Source organism: Streptomyces sp. FH025 (genome assembly GCF_017427025.1).
Classification (GTDB): Bacteria; Actinomycetota; Actinomycetes; order Streptomycetales; family Streptomycetaceae; genus Kitasatospora.
This window is the reverse complement of the sequence record NZ_JAFLNG010000062.1, coordinates 1-20,148: the sequence shown is the minus strand read 5'-3', so window position 1 is coordinate 20,148 and position 20,148 is coordinate 1. Positions and strand designations below refer to the sequence as shown.

15 protein-coding genes and 1 pseudogene are annotated in these 20,148 nt (G+C 70.9%); 9 read left to right on the top strand and 7 right to left on the bottom strand.

Annotated features, from left to right (window positions below):
• Nucleotides 1–255: 255 nt before the first annotated feature.
• Together J0670_RS07290 and J0670_RS07285 are read right to left on the bottom strand one after the other, a co-directional pair.
• Nucleotides 256–1,329 (bottom strand): annotated as a pseudogene (locus J0670_RS07290) (sugar phosphate nucleotidyltransferase); the annotation flags it as partial.
• Nucleotides 1,330–1,615: 286 nt separating this feature from the next.
• Nucleotides 1,616–3,838, bottom strand: a complete 2,223-nt coding sequence (locus J0670_RS07285; protein WP_207810564.1) for a (Fe-S)-binding protein — start codon at nt 3,836–3,838, stop codon at nt 1,616–1,618.
• A gap of 341 nt (nt 3,839–4,179) precedes the next feature.
• Between J0670_RS07285 and dnaK the strand changes: the two genes are divergently transcribed.
• The 6 genes from dnaK (at nt 4,180) to J0670_RS07255 (ending at nt 10,875) form a co-directional block, all read left to right on the top strand.
• A complete protein-coding gene (dnaK, locus tag J0670_RS07280) occupies nt 4,180–6,033 on the top strand; it encodes a molecular chaperone DnaK (RefSeq protein ID WP_207810563.1) in 1,854 nt (617 codons plus the stop codon).
• On the top strand, nt 6,030–6,659 hold the full coding sequence (grpE, locus tag J0670_RS07275) for a nucleotide exchange factor GrpE (RefSeq protein WP_207810562.1): 630 nt from the start codon (nt 6,030–6,032) through the stop codon (nt 6,657–6,659). The genes dnaK and grpE overlap by 4 nt, the downstream gene beginning before the upstream one ends.
• A 146-nt stretch (nt 6,660–6,805) precedes the next feature.
• Nucleotides 6,806–7,954 (top strand): molecular chaperone DnaJ, encoded by a 1,149-nt coding sequence (gene dnaJ / locus J0670_RS07270; protein ID WP_207810561.1) that lies wholly within the window; start codon nt 6,806–6,808, stop codon nt 7,952–7,954.
• A gap of 7 nt (nt 7,955–7,961) precedes the next feature.
• Nucleotides 7,962–8,504, top strand: a complete 543-nt coding sequence (locus J0670_RS07265; RefSeq protein WP_207810560.1) for a heat shock protein transcriptional repressor HspR — start codon at nt 7,962–7,964, stop codon at nt 8,502–8,504.
• A gap of 194 nt (nt 8,505–8,698) precedes the next feature.
• On the top strand, nt 8,699–9,688 hold the full coding sequence (locus J0670_RS07260; protein WP_207810559.1) for a helix-turn-helix domain-containing protein: 990 nt from the start codon (nt 8,699–8,701) through the stop codon (nt 9,686–9,688).
• Between the two features lie 566 nt (nt 9,689–10,254).
• On the top strand, nt 10,255–10,875 hold the full coding sequence (locus J0670_RS07255; protein ID WP_207810558.1) for a hypothetical protein: 621 nt from the start codon (nt 10,255–10,257) through the stop codon (nt 10,873–10,875).
• Between the two features lie 11 nt (nt 10,876–10,886).
• Here the strand turns inward: J0670_RS07255 and J0670_RS07250 are convergent, their stop codons facing one another.
• The 4 genes from J0670_RS07250 to J0670_RS07235 all read right to left on the bottom strand — a co-directional run bounded on the left by J0670_RS07250 (nt 10,887) and on the right by J0670_RS07235 (nt 15,175).
• The gene (locus tag J0670_RS07250) at nt 10,887–11,396 is read right to left on the bottom strand and encodes a LuxR C-terminal-related transcriptional regulator (protein ID WP_207810557.1); all 510 of its coding nucleotides are present in this window, start codon (nt 11,394–11,396) and stop codon (nt 10,887–10,889) included.
• Entirely contained in the window at nt 11,389–12,366 is a 978-nt protein-coding gene (locus J0670_RS07245) for a helix-turn-helix domain-containing protein (protein ID WP_207810556.1), read from the bottom strand. Before J0670_RS07245 ends, J0670_RS07250 begins: the two co-directional genes overlap by 8 nt.
• Nucleotides 12,359–13,351, bottom strand: a complete 993-nt coding sequence (locus tag J0670_RS07240) for a winged helix-turn-helix transcriptional regulator (RefSeq protein ID WP_207810555.1) — start codon at nt 13,349–13,351, stop codon at nt 12,359–12,361. Before J0670_RS07240 ends, J0670_RS07245 begins: the two co-directional genes overlap by 8 nt.
• 663 nt (nt 13,352–14,014) lie before the next feature.
• On the bottom strand, nt 14,015–15,175 hold the full coding sequence (locus J0670_RS07235; protein ID WP_207810554.1) for a TDT family transporter: 1,161 nt from the start codon (nt 15,173–15,175) through the stop codon (nt 14,015–14,017).
• Nucleotides 15,176–15,245: 70 nt separating this feature from the next.
• Here J0670_RS07235 and J0670_RS07230 point away from each other — a divergent pair, with 70 nt between their 5' ends.
• Together J0670_RS07230 and clpB are read left to right on the top strand one after the other, a co-directional pair.
• Nucleotides 15,246–16,259, top strand: a complete 1,014-nt coding sequence (locus tag J0670_RS07230; RefSeq protein WP_207810553.1) for a LysR family transcriptional regulator — start codon at nt 15,246–15,248, stop codon at nt 16,257–16,259.
• Nucleotides 16,260–16,331: 72 nt separating this feature from the next.
• Complete coding sequence (gene clpB / locus J0670_RS07225; protein WP_207810552.1) at nt 16,332–18,938, top strand: ATP-dependent chaperone ClpB; 2,607 nt, start codon at nt 16,332–16,334, stop codon at nt 18,936–18,938.
• A 75-nt stretch (nt 18,939–19,013) separates the two neighbouring features.
• Here clpB and J0670_RS07220 read toward each other — a convergent pair whose 3' ends face one another.
• Nucleotides 19,014–19,295, bottom strand: coding sequence for a helix-turn-helix domain-containing protein (locus J0670_RS07220; RefSeq protein WP_207810551.1), 282 nt, complete (start codon nt 19,293–19,295; stop codon nt 19,014–19,016).
• 333 nt (nt 19,296–19,628) lie between these two features.
• On the opposite strand from J0670_RS07220, the gene J0670_RS07215 reads away from it, so the two are divergent.
• The coding region (locus tag J0670_RS07215) for a YbjN domain-containing protein (protein WP_207810550.1) at nt 19,629–20,148 on the top strand (520 nt) is incomplete at its 3' end.

Sequence of the window (20,148 nt, the reverse complement as noted above, 5' to 3'; positions counted from 1 at the left end):
CGGCGGAGGCGCCGACCACCCGCCCCGCGGGCGGTCGGCGCCCTGACCGCTGTCGTATCGATTACCAGCCACGATCCGAAGGTACCCGTCCGGCCCAACGCGCGTCGGCCCCGGACGAAGCCGGGGCCGGTTTGCAGCACTCCTGAGACGAACGGGTTCGAAAACCCGCAGGCCGCGTCGTTACCGCTGGGCGGTGACGGACGGTCCGTGTACGGCCGCGGCCGCCGCGGTGCCGGCCGGGCAGCCGCCCGGGCCGGCCGAGGTGCGCACGGCGCCGACCGGCAGCAGGGTGCCGCAGGCGATCCGGATGCCGCTGGGCAGCTCGTTGTCGGACTCCACGATCGCGCCGTCGCCGATCACCGCGCCGTCCAGCGCCGAGCGGTCGCCGACGGTGGCGTAGGCGCCCACGATCGAGTCCTTGACCAGGGTGTCCGGGCCGATCACCGCGCCGGGCAGGATCACGCTGCCCTCGACGATCGCACCGGCCTCGACCACCGCGTCCTCGGAGACCACGGTGCCGCCGCTGAGCACCGCGCCCGGGTGGACGGTGGCGCCGGGCAGCAGCAGGGCGTCGCCGGTCGCGCCGGGGACGGCCGGGGAGTCGACCTTGCCGAGCACCAGGTCGGCCGAGCCGCGGACGAAGGCGGCCGGGGTGCCGAGGTCCAGCCAGTACGAGGTGTCGACGACGCCGCGCAGCAGGGCGCCGGTGGCCAGCAGCTCGGGGAAGGTCTCGCGCTCGACGGACACCTCCCGGCCGGTCGGGATGCGGTCGATCACGGAGCGGGTGAAGACGTAGCAGCCGGCGTTGATCTGGTCGGTGACGATCTGCTCCGGGGTCTCCGGCTTCTCCAGGAACTCCAGCACCCGCCCGTTCTCGTCGGTCGGGACGAGGCCGAAGGCGCGCGGGTCCTCCACCCGGGTGAGGTGCAGGGTGACGTCGGCTCCGGCGGCCACGTGGCCGTCGCGCAGGGCCGCGATGTCGACGCCGGAGAGGATGTCGCCGTTGAAGACCAGGACCGGCTCGTCGGGGCCGCAGGTCAGGCCGGAGGCGGCGTTGCGGATGGCCCCGCCGGTGCCGAGCGGCTCGCGCTCGGTCAGGTAGACCAGCTCGATGCCGTACGGGGTCCCGTCCTGGAAGTGGTCCTCGAACACCTCGGCCAGGTACGAGGTGGCCAGCACGACGCGGGTGACCCCGGCGGCGGCAGCTCGGGCCAGCTGGTGCGCGATGAACGGGACGCCTGCCACCGGCAGCATCGGCTTGGGGGTGTGGGTGGTCAGCGGACGCAGTCGCGTGCCCTTACCACCGACCAGCATGATCGCCTCGGTCATGGTCTGCGCTGTTCCCCTTGTGTCTCTGCGGCCCGGCCCGGCGGGCCGATACCTCCGTCGGTGGTCTGGACCCGCGGAACGGGTCGACCGGATCGCAGCCGGCCTGGCGCCTACTGTATTTCCTTCTGACCGAATGCCCGTCCGGAGGCTGTGCGATTGGCGTCATCCGCCGTCCACCCACCGGCCCACCCCGCGTCGGGCGGAGCGCCGAAAACCCGGCCCGGCGGGCGCTTCGACGGCGCTCACCGGACCGGGCAGTTGTAGCAGAACTGTCGAACAGCGGGCGTTACGCGTCCACCGTCGCGGGCTCCTCGGTCTCGGCCGGCGGGGTCGCCTTGACCGAGTCGAGCAGCAGCTGGGCCACGTCGACCACCTTCAGGTGCTCCTTGGCCGCGCCCTCGTTCTTCTTGCCGTTGACCGAGTCGGAGAGCATCACCAGGCAGAACGGGCAGGCGGTGGAGACGATGTCCGGGTTGAGCGACAGCGCCTCGTCCACGCGCTCGGTGTTGATCCGCTTGCCGATGCGCTCCTCCATCCACATCCGGGCGCCGCCGGCGCCGCAGCAGAAGCCGCGCTCCTTGTGGCGGTGCATCTCCTGCTGGCGCAGACCGGGGACCTTGTCCATGATCTCGCGCGGCGGGCTGTAGACCTTGTTGTGGCGGCCCAGGTAGCAGGGGTCGTGGTAGGTGATCAGGCCCTCGACCGGGTTGACCGGGACGAGCTTGCCCTCGTCGATCAGGTGCTGCAGCAGCTGGGTGTGGTGGATGACCTCGAAGTGGCCGCCCAGCTGCGGGTACTCGTTGGCGAGGGTGTTGAAGCAGTGCGGGCAGGTGGCGACGATCCGCTTGGTCGGGGCGTCCTCCAGCGCGGCGTTCAGCGTCTCGACGTTCTGCGCGCCGAGCATCTGGAAGAGGAACTCGTTGCCCAGGCGGCGCGGGGAGTCACCGGTGCAGGTCTCCTCCTTGCCGAGGATCGCGAACTTGACGCCCGCGGTGTGCAGCAGCTCGGCGAAGGCCTTGGTGGTCTTCTTGGCGCGGTCCTCCAGGGCGCCGGCGCAGCCGACCCAGTAGAGGTACTCGACCTCGACGGGGTCGATGTCCTCACCGATCACCGGCACCTCGATGCCGGTCTCCTTCTTGAGCTCCTTGACCCAGTCCAGGCGGGCCTTGGTGGCCATGCCCCACGGGTTGCCCTTGTTCTCCAGGTTCTTGAGCATCGTCCCGGCCTCGGTCGGGAAGTTGCTCTCGATCATCACCTGGTAGCGGCGCATGTCGACGATGTGGTCGACGTGCTCGATGTCGACCGGGCACTGCTCGACGCAGGCGCCGCAGGTGGTGCAGGACCACAGGACGTCCGGGTCGATGACGCCGTTCTCCTCGGCGGTGCCGATCAGCGGGCGCTCGGCCTCGGCCAGGGCGGCCGCCGGGACGTCCTTGAGCTGCTCGGCGGTGGCCTTCTCCTCGCCCTCCGCGTCCTTGCCGCCGCCGGCCAGCAGGTACGGCGCCTTGCCGTAGGCGTGCTCGCGCAGGCTCATGATCAGCAGCTTCGGCGAGAGCGGCTTGCCGGTGTTCCAGGCGGGGCACTGCGACTGGCAGCGGCCGCACTCGGTGCAGGTGGAGAAGTCGAGGATGCCCTTCCAGGAGAAGTGCTCGACCTGGGAGACGCCGAAGACGGCGTCGTCGGCCGGGTCCTCGAAGTCGATCGGCTGCCCGTTGCTGGTCATCGGACGGAGCCCGCCGAGCGCGGTGCCGCCGTCCTCCTCGCGCTTGAAGTAGATGTTGAAGAAGCCGAGGAAGCGGTGCCAGGCCACGCCCATCGAGGGGTTGAGGCCGATGGTGATCGCCCACGCGAACGAGATGCAGATCTTCAGCATCGCGAAGAGGTAGACCAGGTTCTCCAGCGTGCCGTGCGACAGCCCGCTGAGCGCGGAGACGATCGGGTACGAGACCAGGTGCTCCGGGCCGTACGAGTCGACGCCGGCCAGGGCGCCCTCGAGCGCGCGGAGCATCAGGATGCACAGGCCGATGCCGAGGATCGTGTACTCGACGTAGAAGGCCTGCCAGGCGATCGAGCCGGCGAAGCGGGACTTGCGGCCCGACCTGGACGGCAGGCTCATCAGGCGGATCACGATCAGGGTCGCGATGCCCAGCGTGGTCAGGGTGCCGACCAGCTCGACGAACAGCTGCCAGATCATCCAGTGGCCGATGATCGGCAGTTCCCACTCGGCGTCGAAGAGCTGGCCCATGGCGTTGACGATGGTCAGCACCAGGCTGAAGAAGCCGACCGCGACGAACCAGTGGGCGATGCCCACGATCCCCCAGCGGTTCATCCTGGTGTGGCCGACGAACTCGACCGCCACGGTCTTCACCCGCTGGGCGGGTTTCCCGAAACGGGTGGAGTCCGGCGAGCCGGTCAGCACCACCTTGAAGATGTGCCACGCCGCACGGAGGGCGAGCGCGGTGCCGATCACGAAGGTGACCAGCGAGATGACGATCGCTGCTAGTTGCATCGCTCTCCGTCTCCTGCGGCTTGCGGTTGAGCAGTATCTGCGGTTCTACGGTCTTCGAAGTGAGTGTACTGGTCGGTAACTTGCCGGGCCGACGGCCCGGACAATACCGGTCACCACCAGTCCTCCAGAAGGTTCCCAAGCTATGGCGGCAGTCACGTGGACGCACTTCGCAGTCACGTGGCCGCCACGTGGCCGCACCTCGCCACCACCGGCGGTCGGCACCCGATCGACATAAGGGCTCAGTAAAGTTGAGCGACTCGCGCTCATACCTGTTGACGCCCTCCGTCGAGTCATGCATCCTTGAGCCTGTAAAGCTCAACTCTTCCGTGGAGGTATCTACGATGGCACGCGCGGTCGGCATCGACCTCGGCACGACGAACTCGGTCGTCAGCGTTCTGGAGGGTGGCGAGCCCACCGTCATCACGAACGCCGAGGGCGCGCGGACCACGCCGTCCGTCGTCGCCTTCGCCAAGAACGGCGAGGTCCTGGTCGGCGAGGTGGCCAAGCGCCAGGCGGTCACCAACGTCGACCGCACCATCCGTTCGGTGAAGCGCCACATGGGCACCGGGTGGAAGATCAACCTGGACGGCAAGGACTTCAACCCGCAGCAGATCTCGGCCTTCGTGCTGCAGAAGCTGAAGCGGGACGCCGAGGCGTACCTGGGCGAGACCGTCACCGACGCCGTCATCACCGTCCCGGCGTACTTCTCGGACTCCGAGCGCCAGGCCACCAAGGAGGCCGGTGAGATCGCGGGCCTCAACGTCCTGCGCATCGTCAACGAGCCGACCGCGGCCGCCCTCGCGTACGGCCTGGACAAGGACGACCAGACCATCCTGGTCTTCGACCTCGGCGGTGGCACCTTCGACGTCTCCCTGCTGGAGATCGGCGACGGGGTCGTCGAGGTGAAGGCCACCAACGGTGACAACCACCTCGGTGGCGACGACTGGGACCAGAAGGTCGTCGACCACCTGGTCAAGACCTTCCAGGCCGGCCACGGCGTCGACCTGTCGAAGGACAAGATGGCCCTGCAGCGTCTGCGCGAGGCCGCCGAGAAGGCCAAGATCGAGCTGTCCTCGTCCTCCGAGACCTCGATCAACCTGCCGTACATCACGGCCTCCGCCGAGGGCCCGCTGCACCTGGACGAGAAGCTCACCCGCGCCCAGTTCCAGCAGCTGACCGCCGACCTGCTCGAGCGCTGCAAGATCCCGTTCCACAACGTGATCAAGGACGCCGGCATCTCGCTCTCCGAGATCGACCACGTCGTCCTGGTCGGTGGCTCGACCCGCATGCCGGCCGTCGCCGAGCTGGTCCGCGAGCTGACCGGTGGCAAGGACGCCAACAAGGGCGTCAACCCGGACGAGGTCGTCGCCATCGGCGCCTCGCTCCAGGCCGGTGTCCTCAAGGGCGAGGTCAAGGACGTCCTCCTGCTGGACGTCACCCCGCTGTCCCTCGGCATCGAGACCAAGGGCGGCATCATGACCAAGCTCATCGAGCGCAACACCACGATCCCGACCAAGCGTTCCGAGATCTTCACCACGGCCGAGGACAACCAGCCGTCCGTGCAGATCCAGGTCTACCAGGGTGAGCGCGAGATCGCCGCGTACAACAAGAAGCTCGGCATGTTCGAGCTGACCGGCCTGCCGCCGGCGCCGCGCGGCCTGCCGCAGATCGAGGTCACCTTCGACATCGACGCCAACGGCATCATGCACGTCGCCGCCAAGGACCTCGGCACCGGCAAGGAGCAGAAGATGACCGTCACCGGCGGCTCCTCGCTGCCGAAGGACGAGGTCGACCGCATGCGCCGCGAGGCCGAGCAGTACGCCGAGGACGACCACAAGCGCCGCGAGGCCGTCGAGACCCGCAACTCCGCCGAGCAGCTCGTCTACTCGACCGAGAAGTTCATCGCCGACAACGGCGACAAGCTCCCGGCCGACGTCAAGACCGAGGTCGAGACCGCCATCGGCGAGCTCAAGGAGGCCCTGAAGGGCGAGGACATCGCGAAGATCCGCGAGGCCTCGGAGAAGGTCTCCACCACCGCGCAGAAGCTCGGCCAGGCGCTCTACGCCAACGCCGACGCCGCCGGTGCCACCGCCGGTGCCGCCGGGGCGGGCGAGTCCACCCAGGCCAAGGACGACGACGTCGTCGACGCCGAGATCGTGGACGACGAGAAGCCCAAGGGCGGTGCGTCGGCATGACGGACAAGCCGCAGGGCGGCAAGCCCGGCGACGACTCCGCCGCCGAGGAGGCCGTGGTCAAGGCTGCCGAGGAGGCCGCGGCGGCGGGTGCCGCCAAGGCCGCCCCGGAGGGTGACGAGCTCGCCACCGCCAAGCGCGAACTGGCCGAGCGCACCGGCGACCTGCAGCGACTGCAGGCCGAGTACCAGAACTACCGCAAGCGGGTCGAGCGCGACCGGCTGACCGTCCGCGAGATCGCGGTCTCCAACATCCTGGAGTCCCTGATCCCGGTCCTGGACGACATCGGCCGCGCCCGCGAGCACGGCGAGGTGACGGGCGGCTTCAAGTCCGTCGCCGAGTCCCTGGAGACGGTCGTCGCCAAGCTGGGCCTCCAGCAGTTCGGCAAGGAGGGCGAGCCCTTCGACCCGACCCAGCACGAGGCGCTGATGCACAGCTACTCCTCGGACGTCACCGAGGACACCTGCGTGCAGATCCTCCAGCCCGGCTACCGCATCGGCGAGCGGATCATCCGCCCGGCGATGGTGGCCGTGGCCGAGCCCCAGCCGGGCACCCAGACGGCGTCCTCCCCGGACGCCGAGGCGAAGTCCGCCGACACGGACAAGTCCGACGGTGGCTCGGACAGCTGACAACCTGTGACAGCTGACACCCTGTGCGCTGCGGAGTCGTATGCCGGCAAGTCAAGCGGCCGGCTCCGCAGCGCGCTGTCAACGGCATGCCCTCCGGCCGCTGTTGACAGCGCAGCGACGATGGACATCGGGAGGTGGCGGAAGCCATGAGTGGCAAGGACTTTGTCGAGAAGGACTACTACAAGGTCCTCGGCGTGCCCAAGGACGCCACCGCCACCGAGATCAAGAAGACTTACCGCAAGCTGGCGCGCGAGTTCCACCCCGACGCGAACAAGGGCGACGCCAAGGCCGAGGAGCGCTTCAAGGACATCTCCGAGGCGTACGACGTCCTCTCCGACGAGAAGCGCCGCAAGGAGTACGACGAGGCCCGCAGCCTCTTCGCCAACGGCGGCTTCCGCACCGGCGGTTCCAACACCGGCAGCTACAGCTTCGACTTCGGCGACCTCTTCAGCGGCAGCCAGGGCGGCGGAGGCGGGATCGGCGACGTCTTCGGCGGCCTCTTCAACCGCGGCGGCACCCGGCAGGCCCAGCCCCGGCGCGGCGCCGACGTCGAGACCGAGGTGACGCTCTCCTTCGAGGAGGCGGTCGACGGCGCGACCGTCCCGCTGCGGATGACCAGCCAGGCCCCCTGCCGCACCTGCAACGGCACCGGCGCCAAGTCCGGCACCACCCCGCGGGTCTGCCCGACCTGCGTCGGGGCCGGCACCGTCAGCCGCGGCCAGGGCGCCTTCGCGCTCTCCGAGCCCTGCAAGGACTGCCGCGGCCGGGGCATGATCGTCGACGACCCGTGCACCGACTGCCACGGCAGCGGCCGCGCCAGCTCGTCCCGCACCATGCAGGTCCGCATCCCGGCCGGCGTCCAGGCCGACCAGCGGATCCGGCTCAAGGGCAAGGGCGCCCAGGGCGAGCGCGGCGGCCAGCCCGGCGACCTCTACGTCACCGTGCACGTCGACCCGCACCCGGTCTTCGGGCGCAAGGGCGACAACCTCACCATCACCGTCCCGGTCACCTTCCCCGAGGCCGCCCTCGGCGGCACCATCGAGGTGCCCACCCTGAACGGCCCGTCCGTGAAGCTCAAGCTGCCCCCGGGCAGCGCCAACGGCCTCACCATGCGCGCCCGCGGCAAGGGCGCCACCCGCAAGGACGGCACCCGCGGCGACCTCCTCGTCACCGTCGAGGTCGTGGTGCCGCAGCACGTCACCGGCGACGCGCTGGACGCCCTGGAGCAGTACCGCGAGGCCACCGCCTCCGACGACCCGCGAGCCGCCCTCTTCCGGGCGGCGAAGGGAGCGTGACGACCAGATGTCCCCGAACCCGATGAACCCGATGAACCCGGTCGACCCCGACCGTCCGATCGGCCCCGGTCTCGGCGAAGGCCTGCCCGGCGACGCCCCCCGCCGCACCCGGCGCGCCTCGGCCCCGCCGCAGTACGTGCTCACCGAGGACACCCCGGTGTACGTCATCTCGGTCGCCGCCGAGCTGTCCGGTCTGCACCCGCAGACCCTGCGCCAGTACGACCGCCTCGGCCTGGTCTGCCCCGACCGCACCGCCGGCCGCGGCCGCCGCTACTCCGCCCGCGACATCCAGCAGCTGCGCGAGGTCCAGCGGCTCTCGCAGGACGAGGGCATCAACTTGGCCGGAATCAAGCGGATCATCGAGCTGGAGAACCAGGTCACCGCCCTCCAGGCCCGCATCGGCGAACTGGTCGACTCCCTGGAGGGCGCGGCCACCGCCCTCCAGCAGCGCGAGGCCGCCGTCCACGCCTCCTACCGCCGCGACCTCGTCCCGTACAGCCCGCCCACCCCGCAGTCCAGCGCCCTCGTCGTCTGGCGCCCCAAGCGCTGACCGGAACACCCCACCAGCCGCCGGCCCCTCCACTTCGGGGGGTGCCGGCGGCTGGCGTGTGGTGAGAGAGTGTCGATCTGGCGATCGGCCTAACTCAAAGGGGACCAGCGATCTCATCGTCAGTAATGGAAACGCACCCTACGATCTGATGGGACGGGTCCCAGCGGGTTTGGGTCAACGGCAAGGAGCCGCAGATGAGTGAACGAGAGCAGCCCATTGCCGCTGGCTTGACTGTCCTCTCAGCCGGGGCGCGAGAGCTATATCTGGCCGTCGTCCGAGGAGACAGCCATCTGCCGTTGGGTTCCAATCTCGGACAGAATGATTCCGCACGAGATGAGCTGGTGAGGATTGGCCTTCTCGTACCGGACACCGACGATCCGGATGTCTTCATCGCCGCCGATCCGACCCAACTCTCGGCAAGTCTCAGCAATTCCTGGCAACGCCAAGCGCTGGATCTCCTGTCACGTGCCGTATCCCTCCCCTCCGAGCTGCAGGAACTCGCCCAGGAGTTCCATTCTCCGAAGCAGTTGGGGGGATCAATCGAGTACGTGCGAGGAAAGGCCCTTATTCATCAGCGAGTGCAGCAGGACAGGGCTTCCGGACTGGAGGAAGCGTTGGCACTTCAGCCCGGTGGTCCTCGACCGGCGGACGTTCTCTCGGTCATGATCGAACAGGACCTGGACACGCTCCGCAGCGGCACAAAAATGCGGACGATCTACCATGCAAGTACCCGCTATCACCAGCCGACCAGGGATTACGTGGCCACGCTCGCCCGGGCCGGAGGCCAGTACCGGACCCTCGATGAGCCTTATACGCGACTCATAGTGATGGATCGTCGCGTAGCCGTGATTCCGATTGCCGATGACATGAGCCTCGCGGCCTTCATATACGACCCTGCTGTCGTCAACTACCTCGTGGAGGAGGTGTTCGAGCGCTGCTGGAGCCGCGCACTGGAATTCGAAGGCGACCGCACGGTGCCACAGCAGGTGGTTTCCCGGCTGCGCCGGACGATCATTGAGCAGATGCTCGAAGGAACCAACCACCGGGTGATCGCGCGACGCCTGGGAATAAGCGAGCGGACCTTGGCAAGACACATAGCCGAGATGCGGGACGACTACAAGGTCGACTCGTTGTTCCAGCTCGGATACGTTCTCGGTCGGCAGGCGCAGGAGCACGCCGACTGAACGACGGCCTCACCGAAGCCGGACGGACGCTTCAGACGTCCCAACACTCGGCTGAACCCCGCAAGGTCGCTATCAGGTCCAGGCGAGATCGTCCGCGACGGCCACAGCAGCTTCGACGGTGGCCGCCCCGTGGGAGTCGAGAGCATCCGCAAGACAAGTGGCACCGAACACGGCAGCCGCAGCGGCCAGCAGAAGCACTCCCTTACGGACAAACCGGCGCATGTTACGCACGCCTCCACCCCTCCCTTGGAATCACGGCTAGACGCCCCCGCACAGGATTACGGCTCACATAGTGCCGCACGAGAGGCGAACTGTCACCCGGGCCCTAGCCGCGGAGCGTGCGTCATCTCCCTGCCAGTCATCCAGATGACACAGGCCAACCCTGGACGCGGCGCCGCCCCGCGATGGACGATCAGTTCGCTCCCAATGGTCCGGCAAAGCACCACACTTTGCCAATGTACCGTCAAATACTAAACCGTCCACCAGCGGCATCAGTCCACAGAGCAGCCCACATCCAACGCATCGCCGACACTCACTCCCCCCGTCGGCCTTTCCCCGGAGTCGACATGACCGAGCCCTACCTGCGTCACCACGACAGCCAGGCCCCTGAGGGTCGGCGTGCACGTGTGTTCCTGGCCGCGCCGCTGATGCGGCTGACCGGCCCGGCCGACAGTGTGGTGACCCTCGCCAGCCGGACGCGGCTGACGACGCTCCGCACCACTCTGCTCCGCAGCGGTGCCGCCGTGTACAGCGCGCACCACAGTGACGCCTGGACCGTCGCCGGCCGGGCCCCGGAGCCCCGCGTTCCGTCCGACTTCCGTGCCCTGCAGTCCGCGGACCTGGTGTTCGCCTATGTCGGAGCCCCGCTCTCGGCCGGTGTGAGCCTCGAACTCGGCTGGGCGTCGGCCCTGCGGAAGCCGATCGTCCTGCTCGTCGACGAGGCCATCACCCACAACCCGCTGATCGCCACCATCGAGCAGGTCGCCCCCGTCCTGCCGCTGGTCTTCGACGACACCTGGTCGCAGGAGGCCCTCAACCACACGGTGGAGACCGCCCTGGACTGGGCCGGCATGGCGCTCTCCCTCCGCGAGGGCTTCTGGACCGCGCCCGACGACCGGTTCAACGTCCCCCGCCAGCAGCAGTCCTCGGTTCCCGGCTACTGGCCGACCGGCGCCGCCACCGGCTGAGCGGCGCTCCCTCACCCGGCTCCCCCCGTCCGGGCTCTCCGCATCTGCCAGCCCAGTTGGAACAGCGTCTCCGCGTCATACAGCTCACGCAGCCGGGCGATGTGACCGGCCACCGTCCGCTCGCTCAGCCCCATGCGGGAGGCGATCGCCCGCTGCGTGAGCCCCCGGGCCAACAGGCGGCCCACCTGCTCGTGAACGGCGGGCCCAGCGGAACCGGACGCGAGCACGGCCCAGTCCACGGCCTCGGCCTGCTGCCAGTGCTGATCGAAGACACCCGCCAAGTAGGCGACCACAGCGGGATCCTCGACCACCACGGCCACCGTGTTGTCGGGAGCGGCCGGCATCAGGGAAACGATGCGGTCGAAGATCAGGATCCGGCTGAACGGGGCATCGAGAACGCGGATCCGGACCGTCGGCTCGTCCTCGGGCCGGATGTCGCTGATCCGGATTCGGCCGCCCTCCTTGAGGATCTCCCGGTAGAGCTCACGGGCGTTGGCATCGGGCAGGTCGAGGTCAGGCATCGCGGGCTCCCCTCATCTGCCAACCGAGTTGGAACAGCGTCTCGGCGTCGTGGAGTTCGCGCAGCCGGGCGATGTGACCGGCGACGGTGCGCTCGCTCAGGCCCAGGCGGGAGGCGATCGCCCGCTGGGTGAGGCCCTGGGCGAGCAGCCGGATGATCTGCCCGTGGACCGGGGTGTCGAATGAACCGGCTGACAGTGCCGCCCAGTTGACGCCTTCGGCCTGTTGCCAGAAGGTCTCGACGGTGTCCACCACGAAGGCGACCGTCGTCGGGTCGTCGACCACGGCGGCGCTGGTGTAGTCCGAGGCGGCGGGGATGATCGCGACGCTGCGGTCGAAGACCAGGAAGCGCTTGAACGGTGCGGCGAGGACGCGGGTGGTGCAGCCGAACCGGGCGACCTCGGCGGCGAGCCGTACGGTCGTGGGGTCGAGCTTGGCCGCGGGCTCGACCAAGGAGCGCATGACACCTCCGCGTTCGAGGTAGCCGCGGGTACGGACCAGGGATTCGGCCAGGACGTCGGCGGGGCGTGTCGCACCGGGCTGGGCGGTCAGGCTCTCGTGCGGGTAGGTGTGGGTCAACTGCTCCAGTTCGTGCCGGATTTCCGCCTTTCCGATGATGATCCGGGTACCGCTGCGGATGGGCTCCCGCTGCGGCGCGGCGTCGTACGCGTGGGCGAGTTCCCGCATCAGCTCGGGGACCTGATCGGCCTCTGCCAGCAGTCGGGCGCCCGCCTTCCGGATCTCGGTGCCGATCCGTTCGGCGACCCCCCGGGGATCGACCGCGCCGTACGAGCTGTCCACCAACTGCGGCACCACCGGACCGAATTCCACCAGCCGCCGCAGCGCGGCCGTGTCCTCCGCACCGACCTCGGCGGCGCGGACGCGGCCGCCCTCGCGGAGGATGGCGAGGTAGAGGGCGCGGGCGGCCGGGTCCGGGAGGGCGGCGGTGAGGAGGGTGGCGGTGTCAGTCATGGCGCTCTCCGCGGAGCTGCCAGCCGAGGTGGAAGAGGGTCTGGGCGCCGTAGCGGTCGCGCAGGCGGGAGATGTGGGCGGCGACGGTGCGTTCGCTCAGGCCCAGCCGGGTGGCGACGGCCCGTTGGGTGAGGCCGCGGGCGAGGAGGCGGCCGACCCGGTCGGGGATGGTGCGGGCGGGGCCCTGGCCGAGGACGGTGGCGGCCTCGGTGGTTTCGGCACGGGCCCAGTCGCGTTCGAAGGCGCTGATCAGGAAGGCGATCGCGGCCGGGTCGCTGATGAAGGCGGCGGTGCTGTTGTCGTCGTTGGCGGAGATCACGGCGACGTGGCGGTCGAAGACGATCAGCCGCTGGAAGGGCTCGTCGAGGACGCGGATCTGGGAGCCGTGCCGGGTGACCTCGTCGGCGTAGGCGAGCGCGGGCGGGTCGGCGAACGCGACCGGCTGGTAGATGGTGCGCAGCGAGCAGCCGCGCTGGAGGAGTTGGACGTCCTGGGCGAGGGCGATCTGCAGGGTTTCGGCGGGCCGGTGGCCGGGCTGGGCGGTGAGGACCTCGGCGCGGCAGTCGGAGACCAGTTGGGAGATCCGCTGGCGGATGTGGACGTGGCCCTCGACGTAGACCGCGCCGCCGGAGCCTCGGGAGGGGCGGGGCATCGCGTCGTAGGCGCGGGTGAGGCCGTCCAGGGCGCCCGGGAGGTTCTCCGCGCGGACCAGCAGCCGGGTCGCCTCGCTGCGGAGTTCGGCGCCGAGGCGGTCGCTGACCGAGCGCGGGCTGACGGCGGTGTAGCAGTGGTCCATCGGGTTGGCCATCACCAGGCCGATGTCGAGGAGTTGCCGGAGCGCGGCCCGGTCGGCCTCGGCGATGTCGTTGCAGGGGATGCGGCCGCCCTCGGCGATGATCGCCAGGTAGAGCTGGCGGGCTGCCTCGTCGGGTTCCTCGCCCGCGGGTACCGCATGGTGCGGTGCGGCCGCCGGTTCCGCCGTCACGTCGCACTCTCCCTGCCGGACGCCTCTCCCCTGGTGCTGCCCCACCCCGTGCCCGCGAGCCGCGGTGCCGGTGCCGGGCGAGCTCACGGTACCGGTCGAACGGCGGACCCCCGGGCCCGGGTGCCGTCGCACACCGGTGCCCGGGGGCCGCCATCAGCACGCCAATGCCAAGGCGATTCCGTCGAGGCGGAGCAGCAACGCCTCGACGGATCCGGCCGGTCGTCCATCACCACACATGGACTCGGGCCGGTGCTCTTCCCCCCCGTTCCACGGCTGCGGGACGTTGCACCCGTGGTCAGACCTGAAGAGCAAGTCGCCACCATCGGGCTGCGGTTGCCCGGACGACTTGGCGTGCCTCCACCCTCACAGCGTCACGGCCGGTGAACAAGTGCCGTCCGAGTGCAGGTTCGCGCAATTGCAGCTATCTGCACGGAGGTGGGGGCGTGGCGGCCCGGTCGGCGGGCCGGATTCCGGTAAAGGCCGAGGCCAGGGCGGGGAGTTGGGGGCGTGCGCCGGTGCGGCTGGTTGGCTGTGCACCGTCAGGCCACAGGTGCGCGTTCCTGCAACAACGGCATGCTCCCGAGCTGGTGAGCCACCCCGATCGAACGCCCGGCCGGACAACGCCCGGGCCCCGCCCGAGCCCCGTCCGGGCCTCCGCTCGGATCAGCGTGCCAGCAGGCGCCCGCGCACCAGCCCCGCCGCCGTGCCGCCCGCCGCGAGCACCCAGGCGGTGCACAGCAGCAGGTAGAGCCCGACGGCGAGGGCCGTGAAGCCGCCGAAGCCGGTGTGCCGGGCGAGCGCGGAGACGCCGGTGACGCAGGTGCCGACCGGGAAGGTGTACGCCCACCAGGTCATCGCGAACGGCATCCCGGCCCGGCGGGCGCGCAGGTTGGCGGTGAGCGCGACGGCCAGCCAGAGCATCGCGACGCCCGTCACCGCGATCCCGTACAGCTCCGCCAGCGGCAGCATCGTGGGTGCCAGCGCGGGCAGCACCGGGCGGGCGGCGTCGGCGAGTTGGTGGATCGCGGTGACGGACTGGCCGAGCGGCCCGAGCACCAGGAACAGCGAGGGGGTGAGCGCCAGGGTGGGCAGCTTGCTGTGGAACAGCCCGGTGAACACCACGGGCAGCAGCACCAGGGTGGCCAGCAGGCCGACCCCGAACAGCGCCCAGCAGCCGTACAGCAGGGCCTGCTGCGGCAGGCCGGCGGGCAGGTGGGGGACCAGCGCCGGGCCGGTCGCGGCGGCGACCAGCGGGGCGACCACCGGCAGCAGCCAGGTCGGGTTGGCCTCCAGGGCGGACACCCGGTGCCGGGTGATCATCAGGTACGGGATGCCGCCGGCGACGGCCAGCGCGTAGAGGGTGCCGACGCCCCACAGCGCGGCATCCAGGGCGACGGCCGGGCCGGTGCCGATGACGCGCGAGCCGACCAGCAGGGTGCCGAACCCGACCGCCAGCAGCGCCATCGGCGGGCATCCGTAGAAGACGGCGGTGGCCGGGTTGTCCAGCAGCTGGGCGCGGGCCGCCTCGCGGTGCCGGGTGAGGTGGACCAGCCGGGCCGCGGCCAGCACCAGCAGGGCGGCCAGCCCGAGCGCCCACATCGCCTCGCCGAAGCCGGTCAGCCCGGGCGGCCGGACCGGCAGGGCGGCGGCGCCGTTGGCGATGATCGCGGTGCCCATCACGGCGGCGTACCAGTTGGGGCCGAGCTGCGCGAGGTCGATCCGGGAGAGCCGGGAGAGCCGGGAGAACCCGGAGCGGCGCGCGATCCGGGAGCCGGCGGCGGAGGCGGGGCTGGTGAGCGGGTGGACATCGGCCGAGGTGAGCATGGGTCCACCGTCGCCCGGCGGGCCGTCCACCGGTAGCTCCGGGGCTTCTATGAGGGCATAGCCTGAACCTATGGCCCTCTCCTCGCACGTCCCGGAACTCGGCGCCCTGGAACTGCTGCTCGCGGTGGCCCGGCTGGGCAGCGTCGGACGGGCGGCGGCCGAGCTGGGCGTCAGCCAGCCGACCGCGAGCGCCCGGATCAAGGGCATGGAGCGGCAGATCGGCGTCCCGCTGCTGGACCGCTCGCCCCGGGGCAGCCGGCCGACCGAGGCGGGCCGGCTGGTGGTCGAGTGGGCCCGGCAGGTGGTGGAGGCGGCACAGGCGCTGGACGCCGGGATCGACGCGCTGCGCGAGCGGCGGGACGCCAAGCTGCGGGTGGTGGCCAGCCTGACCGTCGCCGAGTACCTGATGCCGGGCTGGCTGCTGGCGCTCTCCGAGGCCAGTCCGGGGACGGCGGTGACGCTGCGGACGGCGAACTCGACGGAGGTCGCCGGGCACGTGCTGGCCGGGGAGGCCGACCTCGGCTTCGTCGAGGGCCCGTCCACCCCGCCCGGGCTGGCCGGCGCGGTGGTGGCGGCGGACCGGCTGGTGGTCGTGGTGGCGCCCGGCCACCGGTGGGCGCGCCGCCGCACCCCGCTGACCGGGGCCGAGCTGGCGGCCACCCCGCTGGTGCTGCGCGAGCCCGGCTCGGGCACCCGGGAGGTGCTGGAGATGGCGCTGGCGCCGTACGGGGGCGCGGCGCAGCCCCGGCTGGAGCTGGCCTCGTCCACCGCGCTGAAGGCGGCGGCGATGACCGGGGCGGGGCCGGTCTGCCTGAGCGAGCTGGCGGTGGTGGAGGAGCTGGCGACCCGACGGCTGGTCGAGGTGCCGCTGGCGGAGGAGCTGGACCTGCGCCGGCCGCTGCGCGCGGTGTGGCCGGCCGGGCGGCGGCCGAGCGGGCCGGCCCGGGAGCTGCTGGTGCTGACCCGGCGGAACGCCTCGCCGCAGCGGCGGGGCACCTCCCCCCAGCGGCGGAGCACCTCGGCCCAGCGGCGGGACGCCGCGGCCCAGCGGCGGGGCCCCGCGTCCGAAAAGAGAAAAGGTTGAGCGGAATAGACTCAACTTAGTGCATGCTGTACGTAGCAGCAGTGAAGGACGACGAGGGAGGATCCCCCAGCAGTGGACGCCAGCAAGTTCACCACCAAGACGCAGGACGCCCTGTCCGCCGCGATCCGGCAGGCGGGCTCGGTCGGCAACCCGGACGTCAAGCCGGTGCACATCCTGATCGCCCTGCTGGAGCAGCCCGAGGGCATCGCCCGGCCCCTGCTGGAGGCGGTCGGGGCGAACGCCGCCCGGGTCGACGCCGAGGCACGCCGCCAGCTGGCCGCGCTGCCGAGCGCGATGGGCTCCACCGTCGCCGCCCCGCAGCTCGCCCGGGACACCATCGCCGTGCTCACCGAGGCCGGCAAGCGCGCGGACGACCTGGACGACCAGTACGTCTCCACCGAGCACCTGATGGTCGGCCTGGCCGCCGAGGGCGGGCCGGTCGCCGAGCTGCTGGTGCAGCAGGGCGCGACGCCCAAGGCGCTGCTCGCGGCCTTCAAGGACGTCCGGGGCAGCGGCAAGGTCACCTCGCCGGACCCCGAGGGCACCTACAAGGCCCTGGAGAAGTACGGCACCGACCTCACCCAGGCCGCCCGGGACGGCAAGCTCGACCCGGTGATCGGCCGCGACCACGAGATCCGCCGGGTGGTCCAGGTGCTCTCCCGCCGGACGAAGAACAACCCGGTGCTGATCGGCGAGCCCGGCGTCGGCAAGACCGCCGTGGTCGAGGGCCTGGCCCAGCGCATCGTGGCGGGCGACGTGCCGGAGTCGCTGCGCGGCAAGCGGCTGGTCGCGCTGGACCTCGGCGCGATGGTGGCCGGCGCCAAGTACCGCGGCGAGTTCGAGGAGCGGCTCAAGGCCGTCCTGAACGACATCAAGGACTCCGACGGCCAGGTCGTCACCTTCATCGACGAGCTGCACACCATGGTCGGCGCGGGCGCCAGCGGCGACTCCGCGATGGACGCGGGCAACATGCTCAAGCCGATGCTGGCCCGCGGCGAGCTGCGGATGGTCGGCGCCACCACGCTGGACGAGTACCGCGAGCGGATCGAGAAGGACCCTGCGCTGGAGCGCCGCTTCCAGCAGGTGCTGGTCGGCGAGCCCAGCGTGGAGGACTCGATCGCCATCCTGCGCGGTCTCAAGGGCCGGTACGAGGCGCACCACAAGGTGCAGATCGCGGACGCCGCGCTGGTCGCCGCCGCCACCCTGTCCAACCGCTACATCACCTCCCGCTTCCTGCCCGACAAGGCGATCGACCTGGTCGACGAGGCGGCCTCCCGGCTGCGGATGGAGATCGACTCCTCCCCGGTCGAGATCGACGAACTCCAGCGCGCCGTCGACCGGTTGCGGATGGAGGAGCTGGCCCTGGAAAAGGAGTCGGACCCGGCCTCGGTCGACCGGCTGGCCCGGCTGCGGCGCGATCTCGCCGACCGCAACGAGCAGTTGAGCGTGCTGACGGCACGCTGGGAGCAGGAGAAGAAGAGCCTCAACCGGGTCGGCGAACTCAAGGAGCGGCTGGACGACCTGCACGGCGCGCTCGAACGGGCCCAGCGCGACGGCGACTTCGAGCGTGCGTCCAAGCTGATGTACGCCGAGATCCCGGCCGCCGAGAAGGAGCTCACCGACGCCCAGGAGCGCGCCGCCGACCAGGATTCCTCCGCCTCGATGGTCAAGGAGGAGGTCGGCCCGGACGACGTGGCCGACGTGGTCGCCTCCTGGACGGGCATCCCGGCCGGGCGCCTGCTGGAGGGCGAGAGCGCCAAACTCCTGCGCATGGAGGAGGAGTTGGGCAGGAGGCTGATCGGTCAGACAGAGGCCGTGCAGGCCGTGTCGGACGCGGTGCGCCGCACCCGCTCCGGCATCGCCGACCCGGACCGCCCGACCGGTTCCTTCCTCTTCCTCGGCCCGACCGGCGTCGGCAAGACCGAACTCGCCAAGGCCCTGGCCGACTTCCTGTTCGACGACGAGCGGGCGATGGTCCGGATCGACATGAGCGAGTACGGCGAGAAGCACTCGGTCTCCCGCCTGGTCGGCGCCCCGCCCGGGTACGTCGGCTACGAGGAGGGCGGCCAGCTCACCGAGGCGGTCCGCCGCCGCCCGTACAGCGTGGTGCTGCTGGACGAGGTGGAGAAGGCCCACCCGGAGGTCTTCGACGTGCTGCTCCAGGTGCTGGACGACGGCCGGCTCACCGACGGCCAGGGCCGCACGGTGGACTTCCGCAACGCGATCCTGATCCTCACCTCGAACCTGGGCAGCCAGTTCCTGGTGGACCCGGCCACCCCGGAGGACCGGAAGAAGCAGCTGGTGCTGGACTCCGTCCGGGCCGCGTTCAAGCCGGAGTTCCTCAACCGGCTGGACGACATCGTGGTCTTCGACCCGCTGGGCACCGCCGAGCTGAGCCGGATCGTCGACCTCCAGGTGGCCCGCCTCGGCGAGCGGCTGCGCGAGCGGCGGCTCACCCTGGAGGTCTCCGAGGCCGCCCGCGACTGGCTGGCCCTCACCGGGTACGACCCGGCGTACGGCGCCCGCCCGCTGCGCAGGCTGGTGCAGTCCGCGATCGGCGACCAGCTGGCCCGGGCGATCCTGTCCGGCCAGGTGCACGACGGGGACACCGTCCTGGTCGAGCGGGACGAGGAGGGCGACCGCCTCACCGTCCGCGGCCGGGGCCCGCTGGAGAAGTAGGCCGCCCCGGCGACCGGTACGGGCCGCTCCCCCGCCCCCGCGGAGGAGCGGCCCGTACCGCTTGCGCGTTCCGCGCTACTCGGGCGCGCCCCGCCGCGACCGCCGCGAGCGGTCCCGCCAGATGCGCGCCAGCCGGTGCAGTTCGGCGCCCTGGGCCTCCGGCAGGCTCCAGGTCTGGCTGAGCAGCCGCAGCGTGGAGACCCTCGGGCAGGACACCCCGCGCTCCAGGTCGCGTATCGACCGCACGCTCAGCCCGGACGCCTCGCCCAACTGCTCCTGCGTCATCCCCCGGTCCAGCCTGATGTTCCGGAGCAGCGCCCCGAGCGACGCGCCCTCCCCGGTCACCGTACGCTCCATCCCCGTTTCCCCCTCAGCTCATGACACCTCACGTCCCCCGCGCGGTACGGACCCCGCCGGGGGGTGAGTTCCGTCGCACGCTAACCGCATCCGCGCGGCCCGGCAGGCGAACCCGCCCGCCGGGCGCGTGACGTGGCTCACGCACGCTCGCAAGCCCCGCCCAGGGCCCACCAGCCGAACACCCTGAGTCATATCCGGCCACCCTGCGCACACGGACGAAGATCGCCGAACCCCTGGCGCCCCTGTGAGCGGAGCCCCGAATGAGGCAGGATGGGAGGTGGAAGGGCGGCCTCTCATTGCCGGCCACCACGTGCACTGAGGAAGAGGACCCCCATGAGCATCGACCCGTCGTCCATCCCGTCGTTCGGCGCCCCCCAGGGCGGCCAGCCCGGCGGCCAGGGCGGGCGGCCGGCCGGCCCGCCGCCGATCATCGTCCCGGACCAGAGCCTGGTCGCCCAGCTGCTCGACCAGATGCAGCTGAAGCACGTCGTGGACGAGGAGGGCGACCTCACCGCCCCCTGGGAGGGCTTCCGCGTCTACTACATGTTCCGCGGCGAGCAGAAGGAGCTCTTCGCGGTGCGCGCCTTCTACGACCGCGCGTACCCGCTGGAGGAGAAGGGCGAGATCCTCGACCTGATCGACGAGTGGAACCGCGAGACCCTCTGGCCCAAGGTCTACACCCACACCCACGAGGACGGCGTCGTCCGGCTGATCGGTGAGGCCCAGATGATCGTCGGCACCGGCGTCAACCTGGACTACTTCGTCACCACCGCCGCGAACTGGACCCAGGCCGCGGTCGGCTTCGAGCAGTGGATCGTCGAGCGCCTCGGCCTGCAGAAGGACATCGAGGGCG

Coding starts and splice junctions, on each gene's coding strand:
- J0670_RS07285 (WP_207810564.1), bottom strand. CDS start 3,838: ATGCAACTAGCAGCGATCGTCATCTCGCTGGTCACCTTCGTGATCGGC.
- dnaK (WP_207810563.1), top strand. CDS start 4,180: ATGGCACGCGCGGTCGGCATCGACCTCGGCACGACGAACTCGGTCGTC.
- grpE (WP_207810562.1), top strand. CDS start 6,030: ATGACGGACAAGCCGCAGGGCGGCAAGCCCGGCGACGACTCCGCCGCC.
- dnaJ (WP_207810561.1), top strand. CDS start 6,806: ATGAGTGGCAAGGACTTTGTCGAGAAGGACTACTACAAGGTCCTCGGC.
- J0670_RS07265 (WP_207810560.1), top strand. CDS start 7,962: ATGTCCCCGAACCCGATGAACCCGATGAACCCGGTCGACCCCGACCGT.
- J0670_RS07260 (WP_207810559.1), top strand. CDS start 8,699: ATGAGTGAACGAGAGCAGCCCATTGCCGCTGGCTTGACTGTCCTCTCA.
- J0670_RS07255 (WP_207810558.1), top strand. CDS start 10,255: ATGACCGAGCCCTACCTGCGTCACCACGACAGCCAGGCCCCTGAGGGT.
- J0670_RS07250 (WP_207810557.1), bottom strand. CDS start 11,396: ATGCCTGACCTCGACCTGCCCGATGCCAACGCCCGTGAGCTCTACCGG.
- J0670_RS07245 (WP_207810556.1), bottom strand. CDS start 12,366: ATGACTGACACCGCCACCCTCCTCACCGCCGCCCTCCCGGACCCGGCC.
- J0670_RS07235 (WP_207810554.1), bottom strand. CDS start 15,175: ATGCTCACCTCGGCCGATGTCCACCCGCTCACCAGCCCCGCCTCCGCC.
- J0670_RS07230 (WP_207810553.1), top strand. CDS start 15,246: ATGGCCCTCTCCTCGCACGTCCCGGAACTCGGCGCCCTGGAACTGCTG.
- J0670_RS07220 (WP_207810551.1), bottom strand. CDS start 19,295: ATGGAGCGTACGGTGACCGGGGAGGGCGCGTCGCTCGGGGCGCTGCTC.